At 44.8% G+C, this 22,383-nt stretch carries 19 protein-coding genes and 4 pseudogenes; 11 read left to right on the top strand and 12 right to left on the bottom strand.

Annotated elements, in window-relative coordinates:
- Positions 1-64: 64 nt before the first annotated feature.
- The 3 genes from ftsY to ftsX are packed head-to-tail and all read left to right on the top strand — an operon-like array spanning position 65 to position 3,430.
- Positions 65-1,720 (top strand): signal recognition particle-docking protein FtsY, encoded by a 1,656-nt coding sequence (gene ftsY / locus V6N89_RS19130; protein WP_338518997.1) that lies wholly within the window; start codon positions 65-67, stop codon positions 1,718-1,720.
- Positions 1,721-1,745: 25 nt separating this feature from the next.
- Complete coding sequence (gene ftsE, locus V6N89_RS19125; protein WP_346993105.1) at positions 1,746-2,453, top strand: cell division ATP-binding protein FtsE; 708 nt, start codon at positions 1,746-1,748, stop codon at positions 2,451-2,453.
- Positions 2,450-3,430: a permease-like cell division protein FtsX gene (gene ftsX, locus V6N89_RS19120; RefSeq protein ID WP_338518996.1), complete on the top strand. Its 981-nt coding sequence runs from the start codon at positions 2,450-2,452 to the stop codon at positions 3,428-3,430. The genes ftsE and ftsX overlap by 4 nt, the downstream gene beginning before the upstream one ends.
- A 36-nt stretch (positions 3,431-3,466) precedes the next feature.
- Here the strand turns inward: ftsX and V6N89_RS19115 are convergent, their stop codons facing one another.
- Both V6N89_RS19115 and V6N89_RS19110 read right to left on the bottom strand, forming a co-directional pair.
- Positions 3,467-4,702 carry an EAL and HDOD domain-containing protein gene (locus V6N89_RS19115; protein WP_346993104.1) on the bottom strand — a complete coding sequence of 412 codons (1,236 nt, stop codon included), beginning with the start codon at positions 4,700-4,702 and terminating at the stop codon, positions 3,467-3,469.
- 168 nt (positions 4,703-4,870) lie between these two features.
- Positions 4,871-6,103 carry an EAL and HDOD domain-containing protein gene (locus V6N89_RS19110; RefSeq protein WP_346993821.1) on the bottom strand — a complete coding sequence of 411 codons (1,233 nt, stop codon included), beginning with the start codon at positions 6,101-6,103 and terminating at the stop codon, positions 4,871-4,873.
- A 507-nt stretch (positions 6,104-6,610) separates the two neighbouring features.
- On the opposite strand from V6N89_RS19110, the gene rpoH reads away from it, so the two are divergent.
- Positions 6,611-7,465 carry an RNA polymerase sigma factor RpoH gene (gene rpoH, locus V6N89_RS19105; RefSeq protein ID WP_346993103.1) on the top strand — a complete coding sequence of 285 codons (855 nt, stop codon included), beginning with the start codon at positions 6,611-6,613 and terminating at the stop codon, positions 7,463-7,465.
- Positions 7,466-7,569: 104 nt separating this feature from the next.
- Here rpoH and V6N89_RS19100 read toward each other — a convergent pair whose 3' ends face one another.
- The 3 genes from V6N89_RS19100 to pip form a co-directional block, all read right to left on the bottom strand.
- Positions 7,570-8,484: a bifunctional GNAT family N-acetyltransferase/hotdog fold thioesterase gene (locus V6N89_RS19100; RefSeq protein ID WP_338518993.1), complete on the bottom strand. Its 915-nt coding sequence runs from the start codon at positions 8,482-8,484 to the stop codon at positions 7,570-7,572.
- A 131-nt stretch (positions 8,485-8,615) separates the two neighbouring features.
- Complete coding sequence (gene dtd / locus V6N89_RS19095) at positions 8,616-9,053, bottom strand: D-aminoacyl-tRNA deacylase (RefSeq protein WP_346993102.1); 438 nt, start codon at positions 9,051-9,053, stop codon at positions 8,616-8,618.
- Positions 9,050-10,027 (bottom strand): prolyl aminopeptidase, encoded by a 978-nt coding sequence (gene pip / locus V6N89_RS19090; protein WP_338518992.1) that lies wholly within the window; start codon positions 10,025-10,027, stop codon positions 9,050-9,052. The genes dtd and pip overlap by 4 nt, the downstream gene beginning before the upstream one ends.
- 176 nt (positions 10,028-10,203) lie before the next feature.
- On the opposite strand from pip, the gene V6N89_RS19085 reads away from it, so the two are divergent.
- Together V6N89_RS19085 and V6N89_RS19080 are read left to right on the top strand one after the other, a co-directional pair.
- Positions 10,204-10,440 carry a hypothetical protein gene (locus tag V6N89_RS19085; RefSeq protein ID WP_338518991.1) on the top strand — a complete coding sequence of 79 codons (237 nt, stop codon included), beginning with the start codon at positions 10,204-10,206 and terminating at the stop codon, positions 10,438-10,440.
- A gap of 4 nt (positions 10,441-10,444) precedes the next feature.
- Complete coding sequence (locus tag V6N89_RS19080) at positions 10,445-11,083, top strand: DUF2959 domain-containing protein (protein ID WP_338518990.1); 639 nt, start codon at positions 10,445-10,447, stop codon at positions 11,081-11,083.
- Positions 11,084-11,158: 75 nt separating this feature from the next.
- Here V6N89_RS19080 and V6N89_RS19075 read toward each other — a convergent pair whose 3' ends face one another.
- Both V6N89_RS19075 and metF read right to left on the bottom strand, forming a co-directional pair.
- Positions 11,159-12,043 (bottom strand): virulence factor BrkB family protein, encoded by an 885-nt coding sequence (locus V6N89_RS19075; RefSeq protein WP_338518989.1) that lies wholly within the window; start codon positions 12,041-12,043, stop codon positions 11,159-11,161.
- 114 nt (positions 12,044-12,157) lie between these two features.
- Positions 12,158-13,046: pseudogene (gene metF, locus V6N89_RS19070) on the bottom strand (methylenetetrahydrofolate reductase).
- Between the two features lie 161 nt (positions 13,047-13,207).
- Between metF and metJ the strand changes: the two are divergent.
- A pseudogene (gene metJ / locus V6N89_RS19065) lies at positions 13,208-13,542 on the top strand (met regulon transcriptional regulator MetJ).
- Between the two features lie 83 nt (positions 13,543-13,625).
- Here the strand turns inward: metJ and V6N89_RS19060 are convergent.
- Positions 13,626-14,865, bottom strand: a pseudogene (locus tag V6N89_RS19060) (malic enzyme-like NAD(P)-binding protein).
- 438 nt (positions 14,866-15,303) lie between these two features.
- Here V6N89_RS19060 and V6N89_RS19055 point away from each other — a divergent pair.
- Positions 15,304-15,618, top strand: coding sequence for a hypothetical protein (locus tag V6N89_RS19055; protein WP_338518988.1), 315 nt, complete (start codon positions 15,304-15,306; stop codon positions 15,616-15,618).
- 114 nt (positions 15,619-15,732) lie between these two features.
- Here V6N89_RS19055 and rpmE read toward each other — a convergent pair whose 3' ends face one another.
- Positions 15,733-15,945 carry a 50S ribosomal protein L31 gene (gene rpmE, locus V6N89_RS19050; RefSeq protein WP_071816133.1) on the bottom strand — a complete coding sequence of 71 codons (213 nt, stop codon included), beginning with the start codon at positions 15,943-15,945 and terminating at the stop codon, positions 15,733-15,735.
- A 235-nt stretch (positions 15,946-16,180) separates the two neighbouring features.
- Here rpmE and priA point away from each other — a divergent pair.
- The 3 genes and pseudogenes from priA to V6N89_RS19035 all read left to right on the top strand — a co-directional run bounded on the left by priA (position 16,181) and on the right by V6N89_RS19035 (position 19,945).
- Positions 16,181-18,365 (top strand): annotated as a pseudogene (priA, locus tag V6N89_RS19045) (primosomal protein N').
- 144 nt (positions 18,366-18,509) lie between these two features.
- A complete protein-coding gene (locus tag V6N89_RS19040) occupies positions 18,510-19,088 on the top strand; it encodes an SPOR domain-containing protein (RefSeq protein WP_338518987.1) in 579 nt (192 codons plus the stop codon).
- A gap of 104 nt (positions 19,089-19,192) precedes the next feature.
- Positions 19,193-19,945, top strand: a complete 753-nt coding sequence (locus V6N89_RS19035) for a hypothetical protein (protein ID WP_346993101.1) — start codon at positions 19,193-19,195, stop codon at positions 19,943-19,945.
- A 57-nt stretch (positions 19,946-20,002) separates the two neighbouring features.
- On the opposite strand, the gene V6N89_RS19030 is transcribed toward V6N89_RS19035, so the two are convergent.
- From V6N89_RS19030 to V6N89_RS19020, 3 genes are all read right to left on the bottom strand, one after another.
- Positions 20,003-20,770: a substrate-binding periplasmic protein gene (locus V6N89_RS19030; protein WP_338518984.1), complete on the bottom strand. Its 768-nt coding sequence runs from the start codon at positions 20,768-20,770 to the stop codon at positions 20,003-20,005.
- A gap of 253 nt (positions 20,771-21,023) precedes the next feature.
- Positions 21,024-21,308, bottom strand: a complete 285-nt coding sequence (locus V6N89_RS19025) for a hypothetical protein (protein ID WP_346993100.1) — start codon at positions 21,306-21,308, stop codon at positions 21,024-21,026.
- Between the two features lie 366 nt (positions 21,309-21,674).
- Positions 21,675-22,310, bottom strand: coding sequence for a DUF1294 domain-containing protein (locus V6N89_RS19020; protein WP_338518982.1), 636 nt, complete (start codon positions 22,308-22,310; stop codon positions 21,675-21,677).
- Positions 22,311-22,383: the final 73 nt, after the last annotated feature.

The raw sequence follows: 22,383 nt of genomic DNA, 5'->3' as shown, positions 1-22,383 counted from the left end.
GTTCATACGATTGGCGGCAAGTGTAGCCGAATTTGCTCAGAATTTATAAGGATTTGTCCTAACAATGTCGAAACTTTTTGGCTGGTTCAACAAGAACAAAAAAGCAGAGAAAGAAAAAGCCCAGCAGGCTCAAGAGCTGGCACAGCAGCAGGCGGCGGAAAAAGCTGCTGCAGAAAAGCTAGCACAGGAGCAACAAGCAGCAGAAGCCAAAGCTCAGGCCGAAGAAGCCGAGCGCGCTAGAGCGCAGGCAGAAGCAGAAGCCAAAGCTCAGGCCGAAGAAGCCGAGCGTGCTAGAGCAAAGGCGGAAGCAGAAGCCAAAGCACAGGCAGAAGAAGCAGCGCGTGCTAAAGCGCAAGCGGAAGCAGAAGCTAAGGCGCAGGCCGAAGAAGCAGAGCGTGCTAGAGCACAAGCGGAAGCAGAAGCCAAAGCTCAGGCCGAAGAAGCCGAGCGCGCTAGAGCGCAGGCAGAAGCAGAAGCTAAGGCGCAGGCCGAAGAAGCAGAGCGTGCTAGAGCACAAGCGGAAGCAGAAGCCAAAGCTCAGGCCGAAGAAGCCGAGCGCGCTAGAGCACAAGCGGAAGCAGAAGCCAAGGCTCAGGCTGAAGAAGCGGAGCGTGCTAGAGCACAGGCGGAAGCAGAAGCCAAGGCTCAGGCTGAAGAAGCAGAGCGTGCTAGAGCACAGGCGGAAGCAGAAGCCAAAGCACAGGCAGAAGAAGCCGAGCGTGCTAGAGCACAAGCGGAAGCCAAAGCTCAGGCCGAACAGCCCAAAGAGAAGAAATCGTTATTTGCACGATTAAAAGACAGCTTATCGCGTACCAAAGAGAATTTAGGTAGCGGCATCGTTAGCTTGTTCAAAGGCAAGGCCATTGATGATGAGTTGTATGAAGACTTAGAAACGCAGCTGTTGGTTGCTGATGTAGGAATGGACACTACGCAAAAGATCATCGATCACCTCACGGACAGCGCGTCTCGCAAACAGCTTAAAGACGCTGAGGCGTTGCTGGACATCCTTAAACAACAAATGGCGGGTATGCTCTCTAAGGTGCATGAGCCATTGCCTGAGGTCATGCAAGCACATGATTCGAGTGAAGGACCATTCGTTATTTTAATGGTAGGCGTAAATGGTGTAGGTAAAACCACAACAATCGGTAAATTGGCAAAGCAGTTCCAGCAGCAAGGTAAGAAAGTTATGTTGGCAGCTGGTGATACGTTTAGGGCCGCAGCCGTCGAGCAGCTGCAAGTGTGGGGAGAACGCAATGATATTCCGGTTATTGCACAACACACAGGTGCAGATAGTGCTTCAGTACTTTATGACGCGCTAGAAGCTGCAAAATCCCGTGGCACAGATGTACTTATTGCTGATACAGCAGGTCGCTTACAAAACAAAAACAACTTGATGGAAGAGCTCAAAAAAGTGGTTAGAGTTATGAAAAAACTCAACCCCAACGCGCCACATGAAGTTATGCTGACTCTTGATGCTGGCACAGGGCAAAACGCCGTAAGTCAGGCTAAATTATTTAATGAAGCGGTAGGTCTTACGGGCATCACGCTAACCAAATTAGACGGTACTGCAAAGGGTGGGGTGATATTCTCTATTGCCGATCAGTTTAGTATTCCTATAAGGTATATTGGTGTAGGTGAGAGCATTGACGATTTGCGCTCATTTGATGGGCAAGAGTTTATTGATGCCTTGTTTAGCGAGATGGAAACACCACAAAGCTAACCCGTAACGGCAGTAGGGAAGAATAATGATAAAGTTTGAGCAGGTAAGCAAAACCTACCCTGGCGGCCAGCGGGCGCTAAGCAAAGTGAGTTTTCACATTGCGCCTGGTGAGATGGCCTTTTTAATAAGCCACTCTGGTGCAGGAAAAAGCACCTTGCTCAAGCTTATCAGCATTATGGAGCGTCCTACTGTTGGTCGCGTGCTAATTAATGGCCACGATTTAAATAGCATTACGCGCAGAGATATAGCCTACATAAGACGTGATATTGGTATGATTTTCCAAAGTCATCAGCTTCTTATGGATAAAACCGTATTTGATAATGTGGCACTTCCCCTTGTTATTGAAGGTTACACCCACAAAGAAATTCGCAAACGAGTAGAAGCCGCGCTAGAAATGGTGGGACTAAGAGATAAAACACGCTGTCTCCCTATCACGTTATCTGGTGGTGAGCAGCAGCGTGTGGGTATTGCTCGTGCTGTAGTGAATAAGCCTCCACTTTTACTGGCCGATGAGCCTACTGGTAACTTAGACCCTAAACTATCGATGGAAATTATCCGTCTTTTCGAAGATTTCAATCAGGCGGGCGTGTCTGTCCTCATTGCAACCCACGATTTAGGTCTTATTGCGCGCATGCGATACCGCACGCTTACGCTTAAAAATGGGCAAATGATTACCGATGGTTTAACCGAAGGGCTGGACAATCAAAGCAGCGCAGATGGAGAATGGTCATGAGTATCTTATTCAAAGGCCGCGCGCAAGGTGCTTCATCATCAAAAGTGGGGCTTATCCAGTCTGTTGTGATGTTTTTTGTTAGTCATGTAAGGCAAGCGCTTTCTAGCCTTGGAGAGCTGTGGCGCCAACCTATGGCATCATTAATGACAATTGGCGTGCTAGGACTCAGTATTACGCTTCCCAGTACCCTTTACATTATGGTGAAAAACACCGAAAAAATTACCGCGGGGTGGGAACAGGCTTCAGAAATCTCACTTTTCCTAAAGCCCAATGTGACGGCGACAAGCTCTCAACAGTTAGTCGCTAGGCTTAATACTTGGCAAGAAATAGATAGCGTTGTCTACATTCCAGCAGACGATGCCTTAAAAGAGTTTCAACACTTATCAGGCCTTGGTGATGCCATTGCTTATTTAGAGAAAAACCCCTTGCCTGATGTAGTGTTGGTTACGCCAACCGAGAAATATGCTTCACCTACAGCAGCCCAGGAGCTTCTTGATAAGCTTAGACAGCAACGCGAGGTCGACATTGGGAAGCTAGACATTGAGTGGCTTGAGCGACTCTACGCTGTTATTGATATAGCGACTGATTTGGTAACCCTTATTGGTCTTTTGCTGTTTATTGCAGTGGTGTTGATTATTGGCAATACCATTCGTCTGAATATTCTCAATAAGTACGATGAAATTGTAGTGATGAAGTTGGTTGGGGCGACGGATGCATTTATTCACCGTCCTTTCTTATACACAGGTTTTTGGTATGGATTGCTAGGTGGTTTAATGGCCTGGTTTGCTGTCATTATTATTTTGTGGTGGATGGACAGCAGTATTACGACGTTTGCCGCTATGTATCAAAAAGAGTTTAATATTACGGGTCTAACAGGCAATGCGTTGCTTACCATGCTGGGACTGTCTATTTTACTGGGGCTATTAGGCTCGCTTATCTCAGTTCAGCGCCACGTAAGGCAAATCGAACCAAAATAAAAAAGCGCCGAAGCTAAGCGCCTTATTTTAACTACTTTACGCTATTGCTCTAGGGTAGTGGGATGAAATTGCACTTCGAACACCATTACCCCAAACAATGGCTTGGTTGTATAGAACATGAAGTTGCTTCTGATCGATACCCAGTAATTTGGCTTGCTTAATAACGTTCATCCACAGTGCACTTTCAAATGCCCTGACTAACGTCATGTAACTGTTCATTTCTGCGTTCTTACCTAGTAAGGCATCATTCACTTCTTCTGACAGAGGCAGCTGCTTTAGGATATCCGTCATTGACTGGTCAAGCAGGCCTTCGAGTAGCGAAAATAGGCCTACTAAAAATGCGATAGGCGGATTATTCTTGAGCCCTCTTCGCTCTGCCATCAAATCGAAGAATTTTGCACGAACTAGCGACATATGAATGATCTCTAGCGGCTTTTCATCACCCAGGTTAGTCAAGCTTAACAGCGCAATGAACTTCTTAATTTCTACCTCACCCATGTAGTTAAGTGCATGGCGAAGAGAAGTTATTTTATAGCGCTTGTTAATTGTCGGGTTATTGATGAACTTTAGTAATAAGAAGCTCAGCGTAGCATCGCGTTCAATGATTTGGCTTATGCGCACAATATCAAAGTCTGAATTGGCACTTTCACCCATCAAATCGACGACATTCATTTTCGATGCCATTAACTGTCGCAATATACGCGCTTCTGGCTGCGAGAAAAAATACCCTTGGAACAAATCAAAACCCAAATCGACACAGGTCGAAAAGTTATCTTGGGTGTTTACCTGCTCAGCTACTAGTTGAACATTGCTGTCGTGGTAGCGGGGGATTTGTTTTTCAATCGTTTCGAAACGGCTCTCGGTAACATCCACTTTGACAATGTCGATAAGTGGAAAAATATCGTGTTTTGAGCCGACCATCATGGGGTCATCAATAGCCAACTTGAACCCTAGTTGCTTAATGTGTTGGCAAGCTTCAAACAAACCGCTTGTCGTGTCTGTGGGATCAGCTAATTCAACAACAACCGAATCTGGGTTTAAGTTAGTAGGAAATCTCGAAATTAAGGTTTCCGAAGAGAACGTGATAAAGGATTTTTTCTCGCCACAGATGTCATCTAGACCGAGAGGGTGAAAATGCTCTGTAATAAATTTCGATTTGTCTTCACTATGCTCTGGGTAAGCACCACTTTTTCCATCTCTGAAGAGCAGCTCATAAGCAAAAACACTTTTGCTCTTATCTAAAATGGGCTGACGGGCAATAAACGCGAACATAATTCTTTCCTGATTCAACATGGTAGCGTGTACTTTTTTGATGATTCAGACACCGTCCCTGTGGTGCCGAATCAGCGAATACGCATTAAATAGCACTACAAATAAGCATCACTCTTTTTAGTCTAAGATATGTAATCGCAAACTAACAACTATTGTTACCATAAAATGCTACCCGTCGTTATCATTAAGTGCAGCGTTATGCATGTGCTTCGCCCACTTGATAGCTTCGTTGTAGTAGCTGTGTAACAGATTCTGTTTAACGTCATACTTGTTTGCAAATTGCTGAATACCGCCCCACTTGGCTCTTTCAAAATACTGCGCAAGTGTTAAACAGTTTCGCAACAGGCCTGGTTGGCCACATAATGCATCTTTAACGGCATCACTTATAGGAACTTTACTAACAAGATCTTCAATACTTTGTTCCATCATTGCATCAAGCAGCGACAGCAGGTCGGTTAAAAAACCAGTAAGCGGGTCATCGTCACGGTGAATCTTTGTGTAAACGAGTTCGCAAAACTTCGCTCGCACCAACGCCATTTGCATTAATTCTGTTGGTTGTCCGTCGTTTAGATTGGCCAATGCCAAAAGTGAAATAAACTTTTTCACTTCCACTTCACCCATAAAGGTAAGCGCGTGTTTTAACGATGTGATTTTGTGGCGTTTATTCACCAATGGATTGTTTATAAAACGCAAAAGCAAGTAAGTAAGCGATGGATCGCGTTCGATGATCTTGTTTACTTCGTCAAAGTTCAGCTTTGACTGGCTGCTAAGCGAAAGCAATTGCATCATGGTCAAACTACTTGGACCTAGCTTTCGGTGCCTTACTATCTCTGGTCTGGCAAGGAAGTAACCTTGAAAATAATCAAAGCCCATTTCCTTAAATTTACGAAACTCTTCGTAGGTTTCAATCCGCTCAGCCACTAATTCAATTTTGTGCGACTTGAAGCGTTCGACAAGGGCAGGTATTTCTTCGTGAGGAATTTCAGTAACGTCAATTTTGACTACGCTTGTGAAAGGGATGAAGGCTTCCCACTTACCTTGCATATCGTAGTCATCAAGTGCTATCGGGTAACCCAGCCCTCGAATGTGCTTGCATGCTGCCACCAGGGCTTCGTCAACTTCAACAGTCTCAACAACCTCAATAACCACTTTGCTGGCATCTAATGATGTTGGGAAACGGAACATCAATGTATCGCGATGGAAGTTAATAAAGGCTTTCTTGTCGCCAGTAATTTCCTCGATACCCAAGCTCAAATGCGTGGAGGTAAGAATTTTTGACGTCGCTTCATCAGGGGGAATATCTGGAAAGCAATTTTCTTCGCCTATGCGAAAAAGCAACTCGTAAGCGTAAACTTCGCGATTTACATTAAATATTGGTTGTCTAGCGACATAAGCAAACATCAAATCCCTCATTGCTGCGTCTTTCGTATTTCTTTTACAACGACTTGTTTTTTATAGTTTGTGTCTTAAGAAATACGTCACAGCGGTAAGTAGTGCAAAAAATCGATTGTATCAATCTATTATTTTCAGTTTCCTTCGCGAAAAGCAAGACATATCATAGGACACATCTATTCAATTAGCCTAATTGATTATGTGACGCTGCTCGTACGACAGTTTTCGTACTGATGAGACTAGTGGTAAACAAAAAACAATTTGCCGCTGTATAATAATAGTGTCATAAAAAGTTGTATGATTAACGCTTGTCTCGATTTACTCTGAACGATGCCGTAAAGCATTTTTTGAGAAGAGAGCGTCATCATCGCAGTTGAACTTTTTTTCTTAATGTAGGTCTTGATATTGTGTAAAAAGTCACTATACCTACATATCGGTTAGACTTCATATCTTAATTAGGTCTCGCGCAGCTTCGGTTACTTTGCTAATATGAAGCGGCAATAAATGAGGTGAACAATGAGCAATAATTTGCAATCTATGGCCCTGTCAGTGCCACACAGCGGTAGCATTGAAGGCTACATTCAGGCTGTTAGCAGCATTGATATGCTTAGCGCTGAAGAAGAGCGCGAGTTGGCAGTGCGCCTTCGCGAAGACGAAGACTTACAAGCCGCTCGAAAGCTAGTAATGTCGCATCTTCGTTTTGTAGTGCACATTGCAAAGTCTTATTCAGGTTATGGCTTGCCACAAGCTGATCTAATTCAAGAAGGCAATATCGGTCTGATGAAAGCCGTTAAGCGTTTTGACCCAACGGTGGGCGTTCGCTTGGTTTCTTTCGCGGTGCATTGGATTAAAGCCGAAATTCACGAATTTGTGCTTAAAAACTGGCGCATCGTTAAAGTTGCGACAACAAAAGCACAGCGTAAGTTGTTCTTTAATTTACGCAAAGCGAAAAAGCGTCTTGGTTGGTTTACTCATGACGAAGTACAAACGGTCGCAGATGAACTGGGTGTAAGTACAAAAGAAGTGCTTCAAATGGAAGCGCGTATGAGCAGCCAAGATCAAGCGTTTGACTTAACCGCAGATGAAGACGAAACCGGTAACTTTGCACCCGTTCAATATCTAGAAGATAAATCTTCAGATGTCGAAACTGATGTTATCAATAACGACTGGGATACTGCCGCAAGCAAGCGTCTTTACTCAGCGATTAAAACATTGGATGAACGTAGCCAAGACATTATCGAAACGCGTTGGTTAGCCGATAACAAAATAACGCTGCAAGACTTAGCGGACAAATATCAAGTTTCTGCTGAGCGTGTTCGCCAAATTGAAAAAAATGCGATGAAGAAGCTTCAAGCCGCCATGGTTGCGTAGTTGTAGCGATTCACGATTCCAAAAAAAGCGCCTACATGGCGCTTTTTTATTGTCTGTCATTTAAGATGGCGTTACACCATGTGAGCATTTATTGGTTTCTCGGCTTATTTTTCTTCATTTTTTGAAGGCGGGAGCACCCAAAACACCCCTTCAAATTCGGCCACAGGGTTATCACCATCTAAGATAGCAACACTAAGCTCAAAGCGAGCTTTGTGTCCGCGCTCGAGGGGTTTAAATTTTCCAGATAGTGTCTCTATATTGCAGATTGCACGGGGTTTCATGGTAATGGGCTTGTGGTAATGAATATCGCCGTCACCAAGCACAATATCGCCGTCTAAACCGCGTTCTCTTAGCTGCAAATAAATCATGCCCCAGCCAGTAAGCGTGGCAAGTGAGAAAATGCTGCCAGCAAACATAGTGCCGTGGATATTGATATTTTTATTCAGAGAAGCGCGGGTTTCCAGTGTTCTACCTGTGTATTGATAGAGTTTTATTCCCATATGTTCAGTGATAGGAATGGTTTCTGTCCAGGTATCTTGAAGTGCTTTACACCACTTAGGGTGCAAGACGAGTGTGTTGCTCTCAGTGAATTTCTTCACCATTTGTTGTCGCTTTAACATGCCCAATTCGTTAGGAGCTTCTCGCTCAATCTCGAAACCGCAGGCACTAAAGAAATCGATGGATATCTCTCGGCTGTTGGTTACCGCGCGCTCCGCACCTAAGTCCTTGGCTACGTTTTCAAGGGCTGCCATCATCATTTGTCCCAAACCTTTTCTTAAGTGTTCGGAATGCACGGCGACATGCCTTATTTGAGCTTCTTCAGCCGTATTTAGATGCACGCGACCGCAAGCAACAATATCACCATTTCGATTTGTGATTATACGGTGCTCAGCGACTTGCTCATATTCATCCTTTTCTGAGCCGGGAGGAAAGTTCCAAGGCTGGCGTAAGTGCTGCCAGCGAAAATGGAAATAAGCTTCAAACTCGGCATCGCTCTTTGGCGTGACAACCTTGTACACAATAAACCGACCTTTTTAAAAAAGTGAAAGAGTATTTAAACGTAACCGCTACCTAGGCACAAGCTAAAATATGTAAGTAGAATTAAGTTAGAGCGAAGATGACACGCACTAGGCTCGAGAAATACGTTGATTTAGACCTGAAACTGAAATGTCACAGGCCCATCATTGATAAGGCCAACCTGCATATCGGCACCAAACTGGTAAGTAGCGACGCGCATCCCTTTACTTTTAAGTGCATCAACAAACTTGATGTAAATATCGTTGCCATGCTGCGGCGTAGCGCCACGAGAGAAGCCAGGACGGTTTCCCTTTTGCGTATCGGCGACAAGCGTGAACTGAGAAACCACCAATATTTCGCCGCCTATTTGCTCAACATTCAAGTTCATCTTTCCGTCATCATCATTGAACATGCGATAACGGCAAAGTTTGTTAGCGAGTTTTTCAATCTGTGCGTCGCCATCGTCTCTTTCAACGCCCAGTAAAACCAGCATGCCTGGCCCAATTTCACCGATTACCTCACCTGCGACAGTCACATTGGCTTGAGAAACACGTTGAATTAGTCCTATCACTTCTTAGACTCCTGAATAAAGCGCGACATGTCTCGCGTTGCTCGGCAAAGCGCATAGCCAATACTTGGCTCTGATGTGCTGTGCCCTGCATCTGCAATAATCTGCAACTGGCTTTGAGGCCATGCTTTATGCAGTGCCTCTGCGGCCTCGGTTTTGCAGATCATATCGTATCGGCCGTGTACAATCGTGCCAGGAATATGTCGTATTTTTTCTATATTTTCAAGAATATAGTTTTCTGGAATGAAGCACTTATGGGATAAAAAGTGGCACTCTAATGTAGCCAACGATGTCACCAATTGCATAGGGTAGTGGGATGTAGAGTCGCCAACTCCAGGGGGCAGTGTGATGCGAGACAATCTTTCTTCCCACTGATACCAACGCTTGAGCGCTGCATGTCTTAGCACCTCATTGTTTGAGTTGATAGCATGGCTGTAAAAATCACATACCTGACTAGTAGAAAGAGGCGTAGGGATGTCTTTGGTGAATTTGCGATAATATTCTGGGAAGAGCTGCGCTGCACAACCTTTTGGTGACAAGAACCAATCTCTATCTTCTTGGCGAGCCAAAAATACGCCCCGTAATATTAACCCAATGACGGCATCGGGATGCGCTATGGCATAAAGCAACGACAACGTAGATCCCCATGATCCGCCGAATAACAGTAACTTAGGAATATCTAAATGTTGGCGTAGCAGTTCAATGTCGTTGACGTTTTGGTTGGTGTCGTTATTAGATGTTGAGGCGAGAGGGGTAGAGCGGCCACATCCACGCTGTTCGTAGCCTATAATGCGATATTTGTTGTTATCAAAAAAGCACTTATAGTTGGGTGGAAGCCCAGCGCCAGGTCCTCCGTGTACAAATAGCACGGGAATACCGTCAGGGTTGCCACTTTGCTCAAAGTAGAGCGAGTGCCCGCTGCCCACGTTTATCAATCCATTTTGGTAGCAGGTTACGTCGGGATAAAGTCGTTTCATTTTGTTTCTGCGCGTTGTGTGAGTGCCTGTTTTGGTTTAATTTATTGTTATAAAGACTACACGAGCTATCCGCTTTCGCTCCCTCTACCGCCTGATTTTGAAAAATATAGACGATAGAACAAGTGTCATCGCGTACTAGCTAATCATATTATAATCATAAATGCGAGGATGTTTATATGGCAGGTCAAGGATCGGGCGGTAACGTTATTGCCGCTATTTGTAACTTTTTTATCCCTGGTTTAGGGCATTTAGTGCAAGGCAGAATTTTAGGTGCATTGTTTTACTTCATTGCTGTGGGCGTGTCATATGCGCTTGCTGCGACAGTAGTACTCGCAATCGTGTTTTGGCCTCTTGGCGTAATTTTGCATCTAATCAGTATTATTAGTGCGGCGCGCTATAAAGCTGGAGATTAACATCATGAAATTACTAGCTGCGGTATTTATTGCAGTGCTTTCTCTTACTGGTTGTCAGTCGGCATATTATGCCGCTTGGGAAAAAGTGGGCGTAGAAAAACGAGACATCTTGGTTGATCGTGTCGAAAACGCTAAAGAGTCACAAGAAGAGGCGCAAGAGCAATTTAGCTCTGCGCTTGAAGCGTTTAGCGCAGCTGTGGCTTTCGATGGTGGCGAGCTTGAAGATGTATATGATAGCTTAAACGGCCAATATGAAGACAGTGTAGCAGCTGCGGCTGACGTAACGGCGCGTATTGATAAAGTGGAAGGCGTTGCAGAAGCGTTGTTTGACGAATGGCAAGAAGAGCTAGAGAAATATCAAAATGCTTCGTTAAAACGCGACAGTGCGGCAAAGTTGCGTGAAACACAGCGCCGTTATAAATCGCTAATGAAAGCTATGCGCAACGCAGAAAGCAAGATGCCACCTGTCTTAACCGCACTACAAGATAACGTTTTATATTTAAAGCATAATCTTAATGCAAGTGCGATTGGCGCATTACAAGGTGAGCTTTCAACCATAGAAAATAATGTGGCGCAGCTTATTCGCCAAATGAACTCAGCGATTGCAGAATCGGATGCGTTTATTGCATCAATGAAAAACTAAAGCACATCGCGTAATAATGCTTAGTGGCTGTTAGTAAAAAGGGAGCAATAGCTCCCTTTTTTGATACTGCCTTATTTACTCTTCTGGTACTGTCCTGGGCTCGTGTTCCGCTTTTCTATTTTCAAATGCTTCGCCTAAACTGCAAGTAAACTCTGCACCGAACAGCACGATAATCCAAGATAGGTATACCCAAATAAATAAAATAGGCACAACCGCTAAAGCTCCGTAAATGAGCTCGTACGAGGGAAAGTTGGTCACATAGAGGGCGAACCCTGACTTGGTCATTTCAAAGGCGATGGTGGCCACAACAGCCCCCGCAAGCGCATGGCGCGCGTATACGCGCCTGTTCGGTACGACCATATACAATATAGCAAAGGCCAGCATGGCAGCACCGCTTGGCACTAAACTAAGTAAGAATGTGCCCAGCCCAGGTGTGTATTCCTCAGTAAATGCCGCAAGGCCAGTTAAATATGAACTCACGACCACACTTGAGCCAATTAGCATAGGGCCCAGCGTAATTACCATCCAATATATGGCAAATGTGTAAATAATAGGTCTGTCGCTTTGCGTGCGCCAAATGCGGTTTAGGGTTTTATCAACATTGGATATAAGCAATAGCGCAACAACTAAGAGGGATAAAATACCGATTGCACTCATCTGAGAAGCATTGCCAACAAAGTCGGTCATATATTTATGAACCACGTCGCTAGCGGTGGGCACGAAGTTACTAAAAACGAAATGTTCAAGCTTAGTACGTACTGAAGCGAAAGCAGGAAATGCCGACATTATCGTAAAGGTAACCATGATAAATGGCACCAGAGATAACAAGGTCACATAAGCAAGGTGACCTGCAGAAATCGTGATGCTGTCTTCTCTACAGCGCTTAACGAATATATCAAAGAGGTCTTTGACCTGCGGCGCCATACTCCTGTAAATGGCGTTAACTTTTTCTAAATCCACGCACGCTCTCCCGACAGCATTTAAACATCAAACAATGCGGTGGACATTACCGCACGTTTAGAAATGGTAACTGTGAGGAGGGCTTGTAGCAAAAGTTTTATGCAAAAAAGGTGTTTAACCGTTTCCTCGTACACCAAGCATATGGCAAATGGCATAGCTCAACTCGCTTCGGTTAAGCGTATAAAAATGGAAGTGTTTAACGCCTTCTTTTGCAAGGACCTTTACTTGATCCATCGCGATGTTAGCGCCAATCAAGTTTCGGGTGGCTTGATCGTCCTCATCCAGGCCGTCAAACATCTTATGTAACCAACCTGGTACATGCACATTAGTAAACCCTGCAAACTTCACTAAGGTTTGATAGTTTGTGACAGGTAATATGCCTGGTACTAAGTCAAGATCGACACTAAGCCGCCGCTGCACGGTCTCTAAAACGCAAGAAAACGCTGGTGTCAAAGAAGAACTGTGAAATAGCTTCTGTTGCGCCAGCTTCAGCTTTGCGCTTTAAGTTAAGCAAGTCAAACTGAGCGTTGGGCGCTTCAGGGTGTTTTTCTGGGTATGCCGCAACTGAAATATCAAAGTCGGCGACGTCTTTTAAGAGCGCGACTAAACCTGAGGCATACATCTCTGTTTTGTCCACCCCTTGCGGTAAATCGCCGCGCAGCGCAACAATACGGCGAATGCCTGAGTCCCAATAGTCTTGCGCGATCTGTTTTAACTCTTCACGGCTTGCGTCTACGCAGGTTAAATGAGGTACAGCCGCCACGCCAGTTTGCTGTTGAATACGCTTCACTACATCGTGAGTTCTATCTCGCTCGCCGCTATTGGCGCCATAAGTTACCGACATATAGCTTGGTTTGAGTGGGGCAAGACGTTCTACTGATTTCCAAAGGGTCTTTTCCATGGCTTCAGTTTTTGGTGGGAAAAACTCAAAAGACACATCAATATCACGCAATTCTGACAGTGACTGATTTAGTGCATCGATACCCTGTGCGTAAGAAACCATGGCTATTCTCTCAAATGTAATGTTCATATAGACGTTTAGACGTCTAAATTAAAGAATATATGTCTAGACGTCAAGAGGTTTACACTGCTCAATTGACCTTTTCGTGAACTTGTTTAGAATTTCTATTCATAACATAAATAAGAGTAGACCGAGTAAGTACAATGGCAGAATGGAACGGTAAGTATATTCATCCTTACGCAGAGCATGGTAAAAAGAGCGAACAGGTTAAGAAAGTCACTGTTTCTATACCCATTAACGTGCTGAAAGCGTTAACAGATGAACGTACTCGTCGACAGATTAACAATTTGCGTCATGCAACAAATTCAGAGTTATTGTGTGAAGCATTTTTACATGCGTTTACAGGGCAACCCCTACCTAATGATGATGACCTGCGCAAAGACAACCCTAATCGTGTGTTAAAGCTGAAGCGCGCCGCATCATGGAAGAAATGGGTATTGATCCTAGTTTTGAAAATGACGTGACAGAAGAGCCCTAATCGCGTCGATAGAAAGGCATTCTTATCAAAGAATAAAAAAACGGCGCTTCTTGAAAGCGCCGTTTTTGCATTTGTTGTTCAGATTATTCTGGGCTGGGCGCCTGCGGTATTCTTGCAACGCCTGAATCAATCGCAGCTTGTGACACCGCTGAAGCGATGCGCTCACACAAGCGCGGGTCCATTGGTTTAGGGATAATATAGTCTTTACCAAATGTTAAGCTGTCGCTTTTACTTGCCGCAAGTACTTCAGCAGGTACCTCTTCCTTCGTGATTGCACGTAGTGCTTCCACCGCCGCGACTTTCATTTCATCATTAATGGCTTTAGCGCGCACATCTAGTGCTCCACGGAAGATGAATGGGAAGCACAGTACGTTGTTCACTTGGTTTGGATAATCCGAACGACCCGTGGCCATAATCAAGTCCTGACGTACTTCGTGGGCAAGCTCTGGTTTTATTTCTGGATCAGGGTTTGAACATGCAAATACAATCGGGTTTTCGGCCATTAATGCCAAGGTTTCTGGTGGAAGTACATCCGGGCCAGATACACCAACGAATATGTCAGCACCTTCCATTACATCCTCAAGCGTACGTTTGTCTGTGTTGTTGGCAAACAGCTTTTTATGTTCCGTTAAATCTTCACGGCGCGTGTGGATAACACCTTTTCTATCAAGCATATAAATGCGCTCGCGCTGCGCTCCGCATTTAATAAGTAGCTCCATACATGCCACTGCTGCCGCACTAGGCACCCATGCAAACGATTTTAGCGTTCTCGATAGTTTTGCCCTGAATCTCTAGAGCGTTCAGCATACCTGCTGCGGTGACTATCGCAGTGCCGTGTTGATCATCGTGGAAAACTGGGATGTTGCAACGCTTGATGAGTTCTTGTTCTATCTCAAAGCACTCAGGCGCTTTTATATCTTCAAGGTTAATCCCGCCAAAGGTATCTGCAATATTTGCGACTGTATTGATAAACTCTTCTGTAGTTCTGTGTTTTACTTCAATATCAATAGCATCAAGGCCAGCAAAGCGTTTGAAGAGCAATGCTTTACCTTCCATAACGGGTTTTGATGCCAAAGGACCAAGGTTCCCAAGACCTAAAATAGCCGTACCATTACTGATAACGGCAACCATGTTACCTTTGGCTGTATATTTATAGGCGTTATCAGGGTCTTCAGCTATTTCCCTTACAGGTTCAGCAACACCCGGACTGTAGGCAAGTGCAAGGTCGTCAACGCTGTCTGCTGGGGTAGAAAGCTCCACACGAATTTTTCCCGGTGTGGGGTTAGCATGGTAATCAAGTGCGCGTTGTCTAAAATCTGACATGTAAAATGGTATCCTTAGATGTAGGGTTCATCGGTTTTTTTGCTTGCGCCTTGTACGCTTCTTTTTGTGATTATTATTGTTGTTATTACAGCAAGAGTTACACGACGTTATTGTTAGAATCTATCCAGCAAGTGCTGGGATAAGCGCAATACTAAGGCATTATTCATAGAATTAATACTGACTATTCGCATATCGGCCGCAACTCTAACACAGCATTTCACTGTGTACAGATCTGATGAGAATTCTTGCTAGCATAATCACTACACATCAATGTAGGTGACGCTTACTTATTAGACCAGTAATATAGGGCTATAATTGCCATTCATATTATTTATTAATAGCGCTTGTTATATACGCTTACTGTATTTTTGGGTAAGGCTAAAATAGGTGAAATGAGTAGACGTTCAAAAAAGGTTGGGTAGTTTTAGTGAGGCATATGTGACTGAAAGAAAGCTTGTTGAAGTACTTACAGACGTTTGTGAGGAAGCAAAAAAAGATAAAAATGGGTTTGTTTGGCTTACCCATATTGGTCATTGGCGGGCGCCTGAAATTGTTGCCGTATTTCAGACAGAGTCTCAACGACAAGAGGCTATTAGGTCGCAATGGGATATGGGCTTTATAAACAGTGTGAATATTGCGTTGGACACGATTAAGTCAAAAGCTTCCGCTATTCGTTTTGATAGTGAAGAAAACTGTAAGCGCCTAAGTGGTGGTAATTGGGAAAGGTATTTACAAACTAAACAACTGCAATAGCGTCTTTTATGCATTGCTAGAAGCGCCAATACCTTTGAATTGTACTGCGAATTGGCAATAAAAAAGCGCCGTGTAGGCGCTTTTTTGATATCGATACCGAAAACGGTAATGGGCTTATTTTTTACCCAATGCACCGAAACGCTTCTTGAAGCGATCAACACGACCACCAGTATCAACGTTACGCTGCTTACCAGTGTAGAATGGGTGACATGAAGAACATACGTCTAGGTTGATGTCTTTACCCATTGTTGAACGAATTTTCATTACGTTACCGCAAGAACATGTTGCAGTGATTTCAGCGTAGTCTGGGTGGATACCTTGTTTCATGGGATTACCTCACATAATAAGGCCGTATCGCTATACAACCCGAAGTTGCACACCATACGTAACTTTATATTCAAATGATAAGTCGTTCAAAGAACAGCCTATCGCAAAAGAGCGGCGCATGATAAAGGAAGGGCTGGTATTGATCAAGCGGTTTTTGTATGGCGAATGAGCAGGGCAACCTGTATCATCAACGGTTGCTTGCAACGCGTGTATAAAAAGGCTGACATAACCAGTTATGGTATTTATTCAAGTCGCAGTTCCTGCGCCATTAAGACAACTCTTTACTTACACTCACACCAGTATGCTTGAAGAAGGCGTAAGGGTAGTGGTGCCTTTTGGTCCACGAAAGTTAGTTGGTGTTGCCGTTGGCGTAGTGCAACAAGAACACGTTGAGAACATTGAAAAGTTAAAAGCCATTGAAGAGGTCATTGACGATACGCCGGTTATCGACGGTGTGTTGTTAAAAATGGCCCAATGGCTTTGGCAATATTATCATCACGCGCCGGGCGAAGTATTGCACGCCATGCTGCTAGGTGCTGTTGCGAAAAGGGGAGTCTGAAAACCCTACTGCGCAAGACATGTTGGTGTTAAGTGAACAAGGGCGGACTGAAAGTGCCGATACGTTATCTCGAGCACCTAAGCAAAAAGCGTGTTTTGAAGCGCTGTTAAAAGCGCCGCTGTTGGCTACACAGGCCAGAAAGCTTTATGGCGCGCCCGCGGTAAAAGCATTAATAGATAAAGAGATGGCAACGCTACATGCCACGGTACCTGCATTTACCGAGCATGGTTGGCTTTCAACACTGCAAATAGGTGAAAAGCCTGTACCTGATACTCAGCAGTCAGTCGCTATTGCGGCACTCAATCGTCAGCACGGCAGTTTTGCCGTGAGCCTACTTGAAGGTGTGACCGGAAGCGGTAAAACCGAAGTGTATTTGCAGGCTATTGAGCCACTGTTAAAAGATGGCAAGCAGGTGCTTATCTTAGTGCCTGAAATTGGGCTCACTCCTCAAACGGTAGCGCGTTTTGAAAAACGTTTTGGCATTGAAGTAGGTGTGTTGCATTCTCAAGTGCCAGACAAAGCTCGTTTACATGTGTGGCAGCGAGCACGTGCAGGTGAACTGGGTATTATCATAGGTACGCGGTCTGCCATTTTTACGCCGCTTAAACACCCAGGCATGATTATTGTGGACGAAGAGCATGATGAATCGTTCAAGCAACAAGATGGCCTGCGCTATCACGCGCGCGACCTTGCAGCCATGCGTGCAAAGCAGCATAACATACCGTTATTGTTAGGTAGTGCAACGCCTGCGCTTGAAACCCTTAATAATGCGCTTAGCAATCGCTACGCACATCTTCAATTAACTAAGCGAGCAGGTGGAGCACAAAGCACACATCAACATGTGCTTGATGCACGTGATCAGCCTATTCATTATGGTATTTCGCAAGGCCTGCTTACTATCATGCGCCAGCATATCACCGCGGGAAACCAAGTGCTGGTGTTTGTGAACCGACGAGGTTACGCCCCAGCTATGCTGTGTCACCATTGCGGTGAGACGGTAATGTGTAAACGGTGCGACAGGCCCTATACTGTGCATAAGGCGCAAAATCGCTTGCAGTGCCATCATTGCGGCAGTACGCGCTCGATGCCTAAAAGCTGTGAAGCATGCCATAGCAACGAGCTAGTAACAGCGGGCACGGGGACTGAACAGGTTGAGCAAGGCTTAACCGCCTTGTTTCCAGGGGTAAAGCAAGTTCGCATCGACAGCGATACGGTGCGTGGTAAAGACAAGCTGCACCAAACGCTAGACGCCATCAACAGGCGCGAGTATCAGTTGTTGGTTGGTACGCAAATCCTGTCTAAAGGTCACCACTTTCCTCACGTGACATTAGTGGCCGTTCTTGATTGTGACGGGGCATTATTTAGTGCTGACTTTCGCGCGCCTGAAAAGCTCGCTCAGTTAGTCACTCAGTTAGCAGGACGTGCTGGGCGCGCCAGCAAGCCAGGAGAAATGTGGTTACAGACACATAACCCCCATCATCCGTTACTTCAAGACTTGGTGCACAACGGGTACGGACATTTTGCGCGCCACGCGTTAATGGAGCGCAAGGCTGCGCGGCTGCCCCCGTACATTAGCCAATTTGTTATTCGGGCTGAAGCCACCGACAGTGCGCTGGCATATCGCTTTTTACAAGAAAGCAAAACCATTTTTTTACAGCAGCACGCTGTTGAATTGAACGGTCCATTTCCTTGCCTTATTGAAAAGCGTCAGGGGCGCTTTCGTTTTATGTTGGTTTGCAGCCATGAAAAGCGTGCCCCACTGCATAGTGCCCTAAGATTAGCGCTTCCCTTTTTACAGGCGCTTCCTCAAGCAACAAAAGTACGCTGGTCGGTGGATATTGACCCAACTGATTTCAGTTAGCTTGTTGCCTAGCAATGCGATAGAATTTTCGTTAGCGATAGTGCGCATCGCTGATACCGTTAACATCGTTGATCATTATTTAATTTGGTATACGACGTTTCTTACGACAACGAAAAACGATAACAAGTAGGAATTTTGCCAACTATGGCCCAACGCGATTATGTCTCTCGTGGACGCTCTACACAAAAAAAGAAACCTGCAAGCAAAGGTAAAAAACCTGCGGCTAACGCACAGATGAATTCGTCTGCTTCTCCCAAACTACCTATTATCCGTTTAGTTGGCGTGTTTGCGCTTGTTATTGGTTTTGGCGCGTTCTTATGGTCTATCAAAGACAATGTGGAAGAAGACGTTGATACACAAGCAGCTCGCCCTGTTGCACCTACAGAAGAAGCACTGCCAGAATTACCTGAAGAAGAATGGGAATACATCAAAACCCTACCTGGCTACGAGGTAGAGGTTGAAGTAAAAGAACAAGAAAAGTCAGACAAACGCTACTTAATGCAGTGCGCATCATTTAGAACCCGTGCACAGGCTGAAGAAATGAAAGCGAAAATTGCGTTTCAAGGGTTAGAAGCGCTCATTAGACACAGCTCTGGCAGCAATGGAGATTGGTTCCGCGTAATTTTAGGGCCTTTTGAGACCAAGCGTGATGCTGAAAAAGCCAAGCACAGCCTGCGCAAAGTGAACATTGCTACCTGCCAAATTTGGTACTGGAATTTATAGGTCTCTGCTCACCTAAATAAGCCGACAGAAGCGCACCCCAAAGCAAAATGGAATAGCAAAAAGGAATAATTAAAAGGACGTAAAAATGAATAGCCGCACGCACAATGCTGAGCAGTGTCGATCAAGGTCCTGACTATACGCGTTACAGTATAGAGGAGCTTGAAGATGTGCTGGAAAATATCGAACAACGCGCTTATTCAGACCGTTACGCAGCGGCGCAAGCTGCACTTGCACAAAAGAAATCATCCGCAGAAATGGATAAGGGCGAACAGATTGAAGGTGAGGATACCGACGAACCGTTTGTTAAGCCCAAATGGTCAGAACGACATGTTGTCACTCGATGCTGTGACATCGTAATACTTGTGTTATTTCTCGGGCCAATAACGTCGCTTTTCGCCGACTTTAGTGTGACAAATAGTTGGCTGGATAACTCTTCGTGGGCAATATATGCACTTGCTCTATTGGTAGGTTGGTTATGGTTTACCTCACTTTATGTCGACAAGCTTCAACTGCAACATTTAAATAGCAGTGTACGCGGCAAAATATCCATAGTGACAATGCCCTTGTTGGGCGCGCTATTTAGTTGGTTCCTAGTAGACAATACGTTGCCCTACGCATTGCATAGCGTTTCTACTACTCATGTTGCAGAGCATAAAGTGAAGTATCGCAAAGGGGATTCTGCAAAGCGTTGTCGCTACAAAGTGCTGCTTGAAGATACCAAAACACTGTCTCATGACAGACTGTGCCTAGCCGCAGAAGAATTCAAACGCTTGCCTCGAAAAGGTACGTTAGTGCTGAAAGGTGCCGAAAGCGCTTACGGGTTTAATATTGAATCTTATCAACTGTCATATCGTTAATTGATGTTGTGAACTGTTATTCCCAGCTCTTTAGTCGCAACTCTATAGTCCTATCTCTTAGTCGATGCCGCTTGGCGTAAGCACTGCAAACTCAGCTAACCCTGAGCGGGCATAATGCGAACCATATATTTCTTCGAGTTTGCCGCTATCTCTTAAAAGTGGCATTGTGGCGTCAAAGTGCGCAGCAAGCGCCTTACCGCGTGGGGTATTCTTAAATGCCAAATATAACTTGTCTCCTTCACGTATGGCTTTGTGGTGAATTCGACCATGATATGCCTCCAAATAATTAATGTCGTAATCGAGCATATAATCGAGACGCCGATTTAACACAAGTGCAAACCCTGCTTCTATTGTGTCTAGTGGATAGGCGCTCTCAATATTAGGAAACAGCGAGTCAAAGCCGTAACCCTTTCGCCAAGCAATTTGCTTCCCAATAAAAATCTCGTCGAGATTATCTGAAGGAGACGAATCGGGTCGATAAAAAATATGAATAGGCAGGTCAGTATCTAAAATCCACGTGGCATAAACCGCATCGGGTAAGTCGTGTTGATATACACCAACTATAACATCGGCTTTATGCTGTTTGAGCTGATTCAGTGCGCGGGGGTAGGTGCTGGTTTGATAGTGAATAGTGTAACCGTCGAATACCTCGTCAAGCAGTTCAAAGTACACGCCAGTGTTGTCCTTGTTCGTAAAATCCTCCCAGTAAGCTGCTGAGACTACAATAGGGCGCTCATTCGTATTCGCAAATGCGGTGCTGCTAAATAAACATGCCGCCCCACAAAGGCTGGAAATAAATACTGAGAAAAATACGAAGTAACGCAATGCAGTGCTGCCTATAATTTTTGTTATCCGTATTTTTGAGTATAGACAGTAAAGCTTCGCAACCCCAATTAGTCAATAGGTGCAAAGCACCTTTATATCGTTGTTGCGCACAGTGCTTATTGCTTAGCGTTGACCATTGCAACACCCAACCACACGAACCAAGCTATCTGCCCTAAGCCAAAAATGGCCGTAGAGGCTTCAAATACCATGTTTCCGGTTAGCAAAGACAAACCGGAAAACAGGGTTAATATACCTAAGCAATACCTACTGCAACACCAATAACGTGAAGTGCTTTTGTATAAACATTGGCCTTAATACCCATAAAGCTTATTATCAGCACCCATATCGCGCCGAGTAATTCTATGCCACCGCCAAGTGCATCAACCACAATATCCACGCTCTTAAGTACCACTACCGCGCTGTCTTCGTTGGTGTCAGCGAAGTTGGCTAAAAATGGCAAGCTAACTAAGAAAATAAAAGTACTTGCCAGCACAAAGGTTGCCCAAATGTGACCCAGCGCGTTGAGTATATTTCGCAAAGTTAGGCGTGCTTGATTTAAAACGCGCCTCAAGGGATTGATTGAGTAGTAGCAAACTCAAACTAAACACAATGCCAATAACAATATACCCAATGAAGAAGGTATCTCGTTGTGAGATTAAGAAGTGAAGGTGACCTTTGTCAGAGCTATCTGTAGGGGCATCAAGCAGCCCAAAGAAAAGCACAAAACCAAAAAGGTAAGTGAGGGCGCATATAATCGCTGCTATGCCGCGGCGCGTTGAAGTTGCATACTATTAATCTCAAGGTAAACCGTAAACGCTTGCTATTACGCGATATTACAACGCTCACGGCAACTATGATTTGTAACAAGTGTTGTCACTGTTTATGCGTTTTTTACCACTAGCGATTAAAACAGAGACGTTAACGTGCCGTTAGGTAATGCCGGGATATCGATGACGTTGAAGGCAACAAGTCCAAGGGCAGTAAGGTTTAGCAGTACAAGGGCCCAATAGACACGCATAAATTCAGTTTTGCTGCGTTTGTGTTTAAAGACATGTTGCGCAACTAATGCGCCTGGCCAGCCGCCGATAAAGCCGAAAAAATGCAGTTTTGCTTCAGATATACGCCAGCGGTTTTTCTCTGCTGCTGACTTGTCGATGGCATAGAGCAAAAAGGTTACACCGCTTATTGCACAATACGCAAAAATCAGGATGGCGGGTAACATATTGAAGAAGGTCAAAAGTGCAAGCGCTATGGCGAAACACGATAGAAAGGCAATAGTAAACTTGCTTTTAGCCGTGTGCTTAGCAGACATTATCCGCTTGGTCTTATAATCTTTTAATAAGTTTATATTGTGTGCTTGATAACTACCTTTGTTGTCTTTTTTCAGCTCATACACAATGATATCGCCGTTGACGGGCCGTCTTGAGCGGTTGGAAAACGCCTTTATATGGGCAAAAGCACGGGTACCACCTCCGTTGGGCTCGACAAAACCAAACCCTTTAGCATCGTCCCAATGCTGAATTCGTCCTTGATACTTCATTACTACTCCATGTGTTTTTGAACGGTTATTCACGCTGGAGTATGCGCGTTATGCGTTACCTGTTCAATGTGTT

Origin of the sequence: Alteromonas gracilis (assembly GCF_036870955.2) — a bacterium.
Classification (GTDB): Bacteria; Pseudomonadota; Gammaproteobacteria; order Enterobacterales; family Alteromonadaceae; genus Alteromonas; species Alteromonas gracilis_A.
This window is presented reverse-complemented; position numbering and strand designations above follow the sequence as displayed.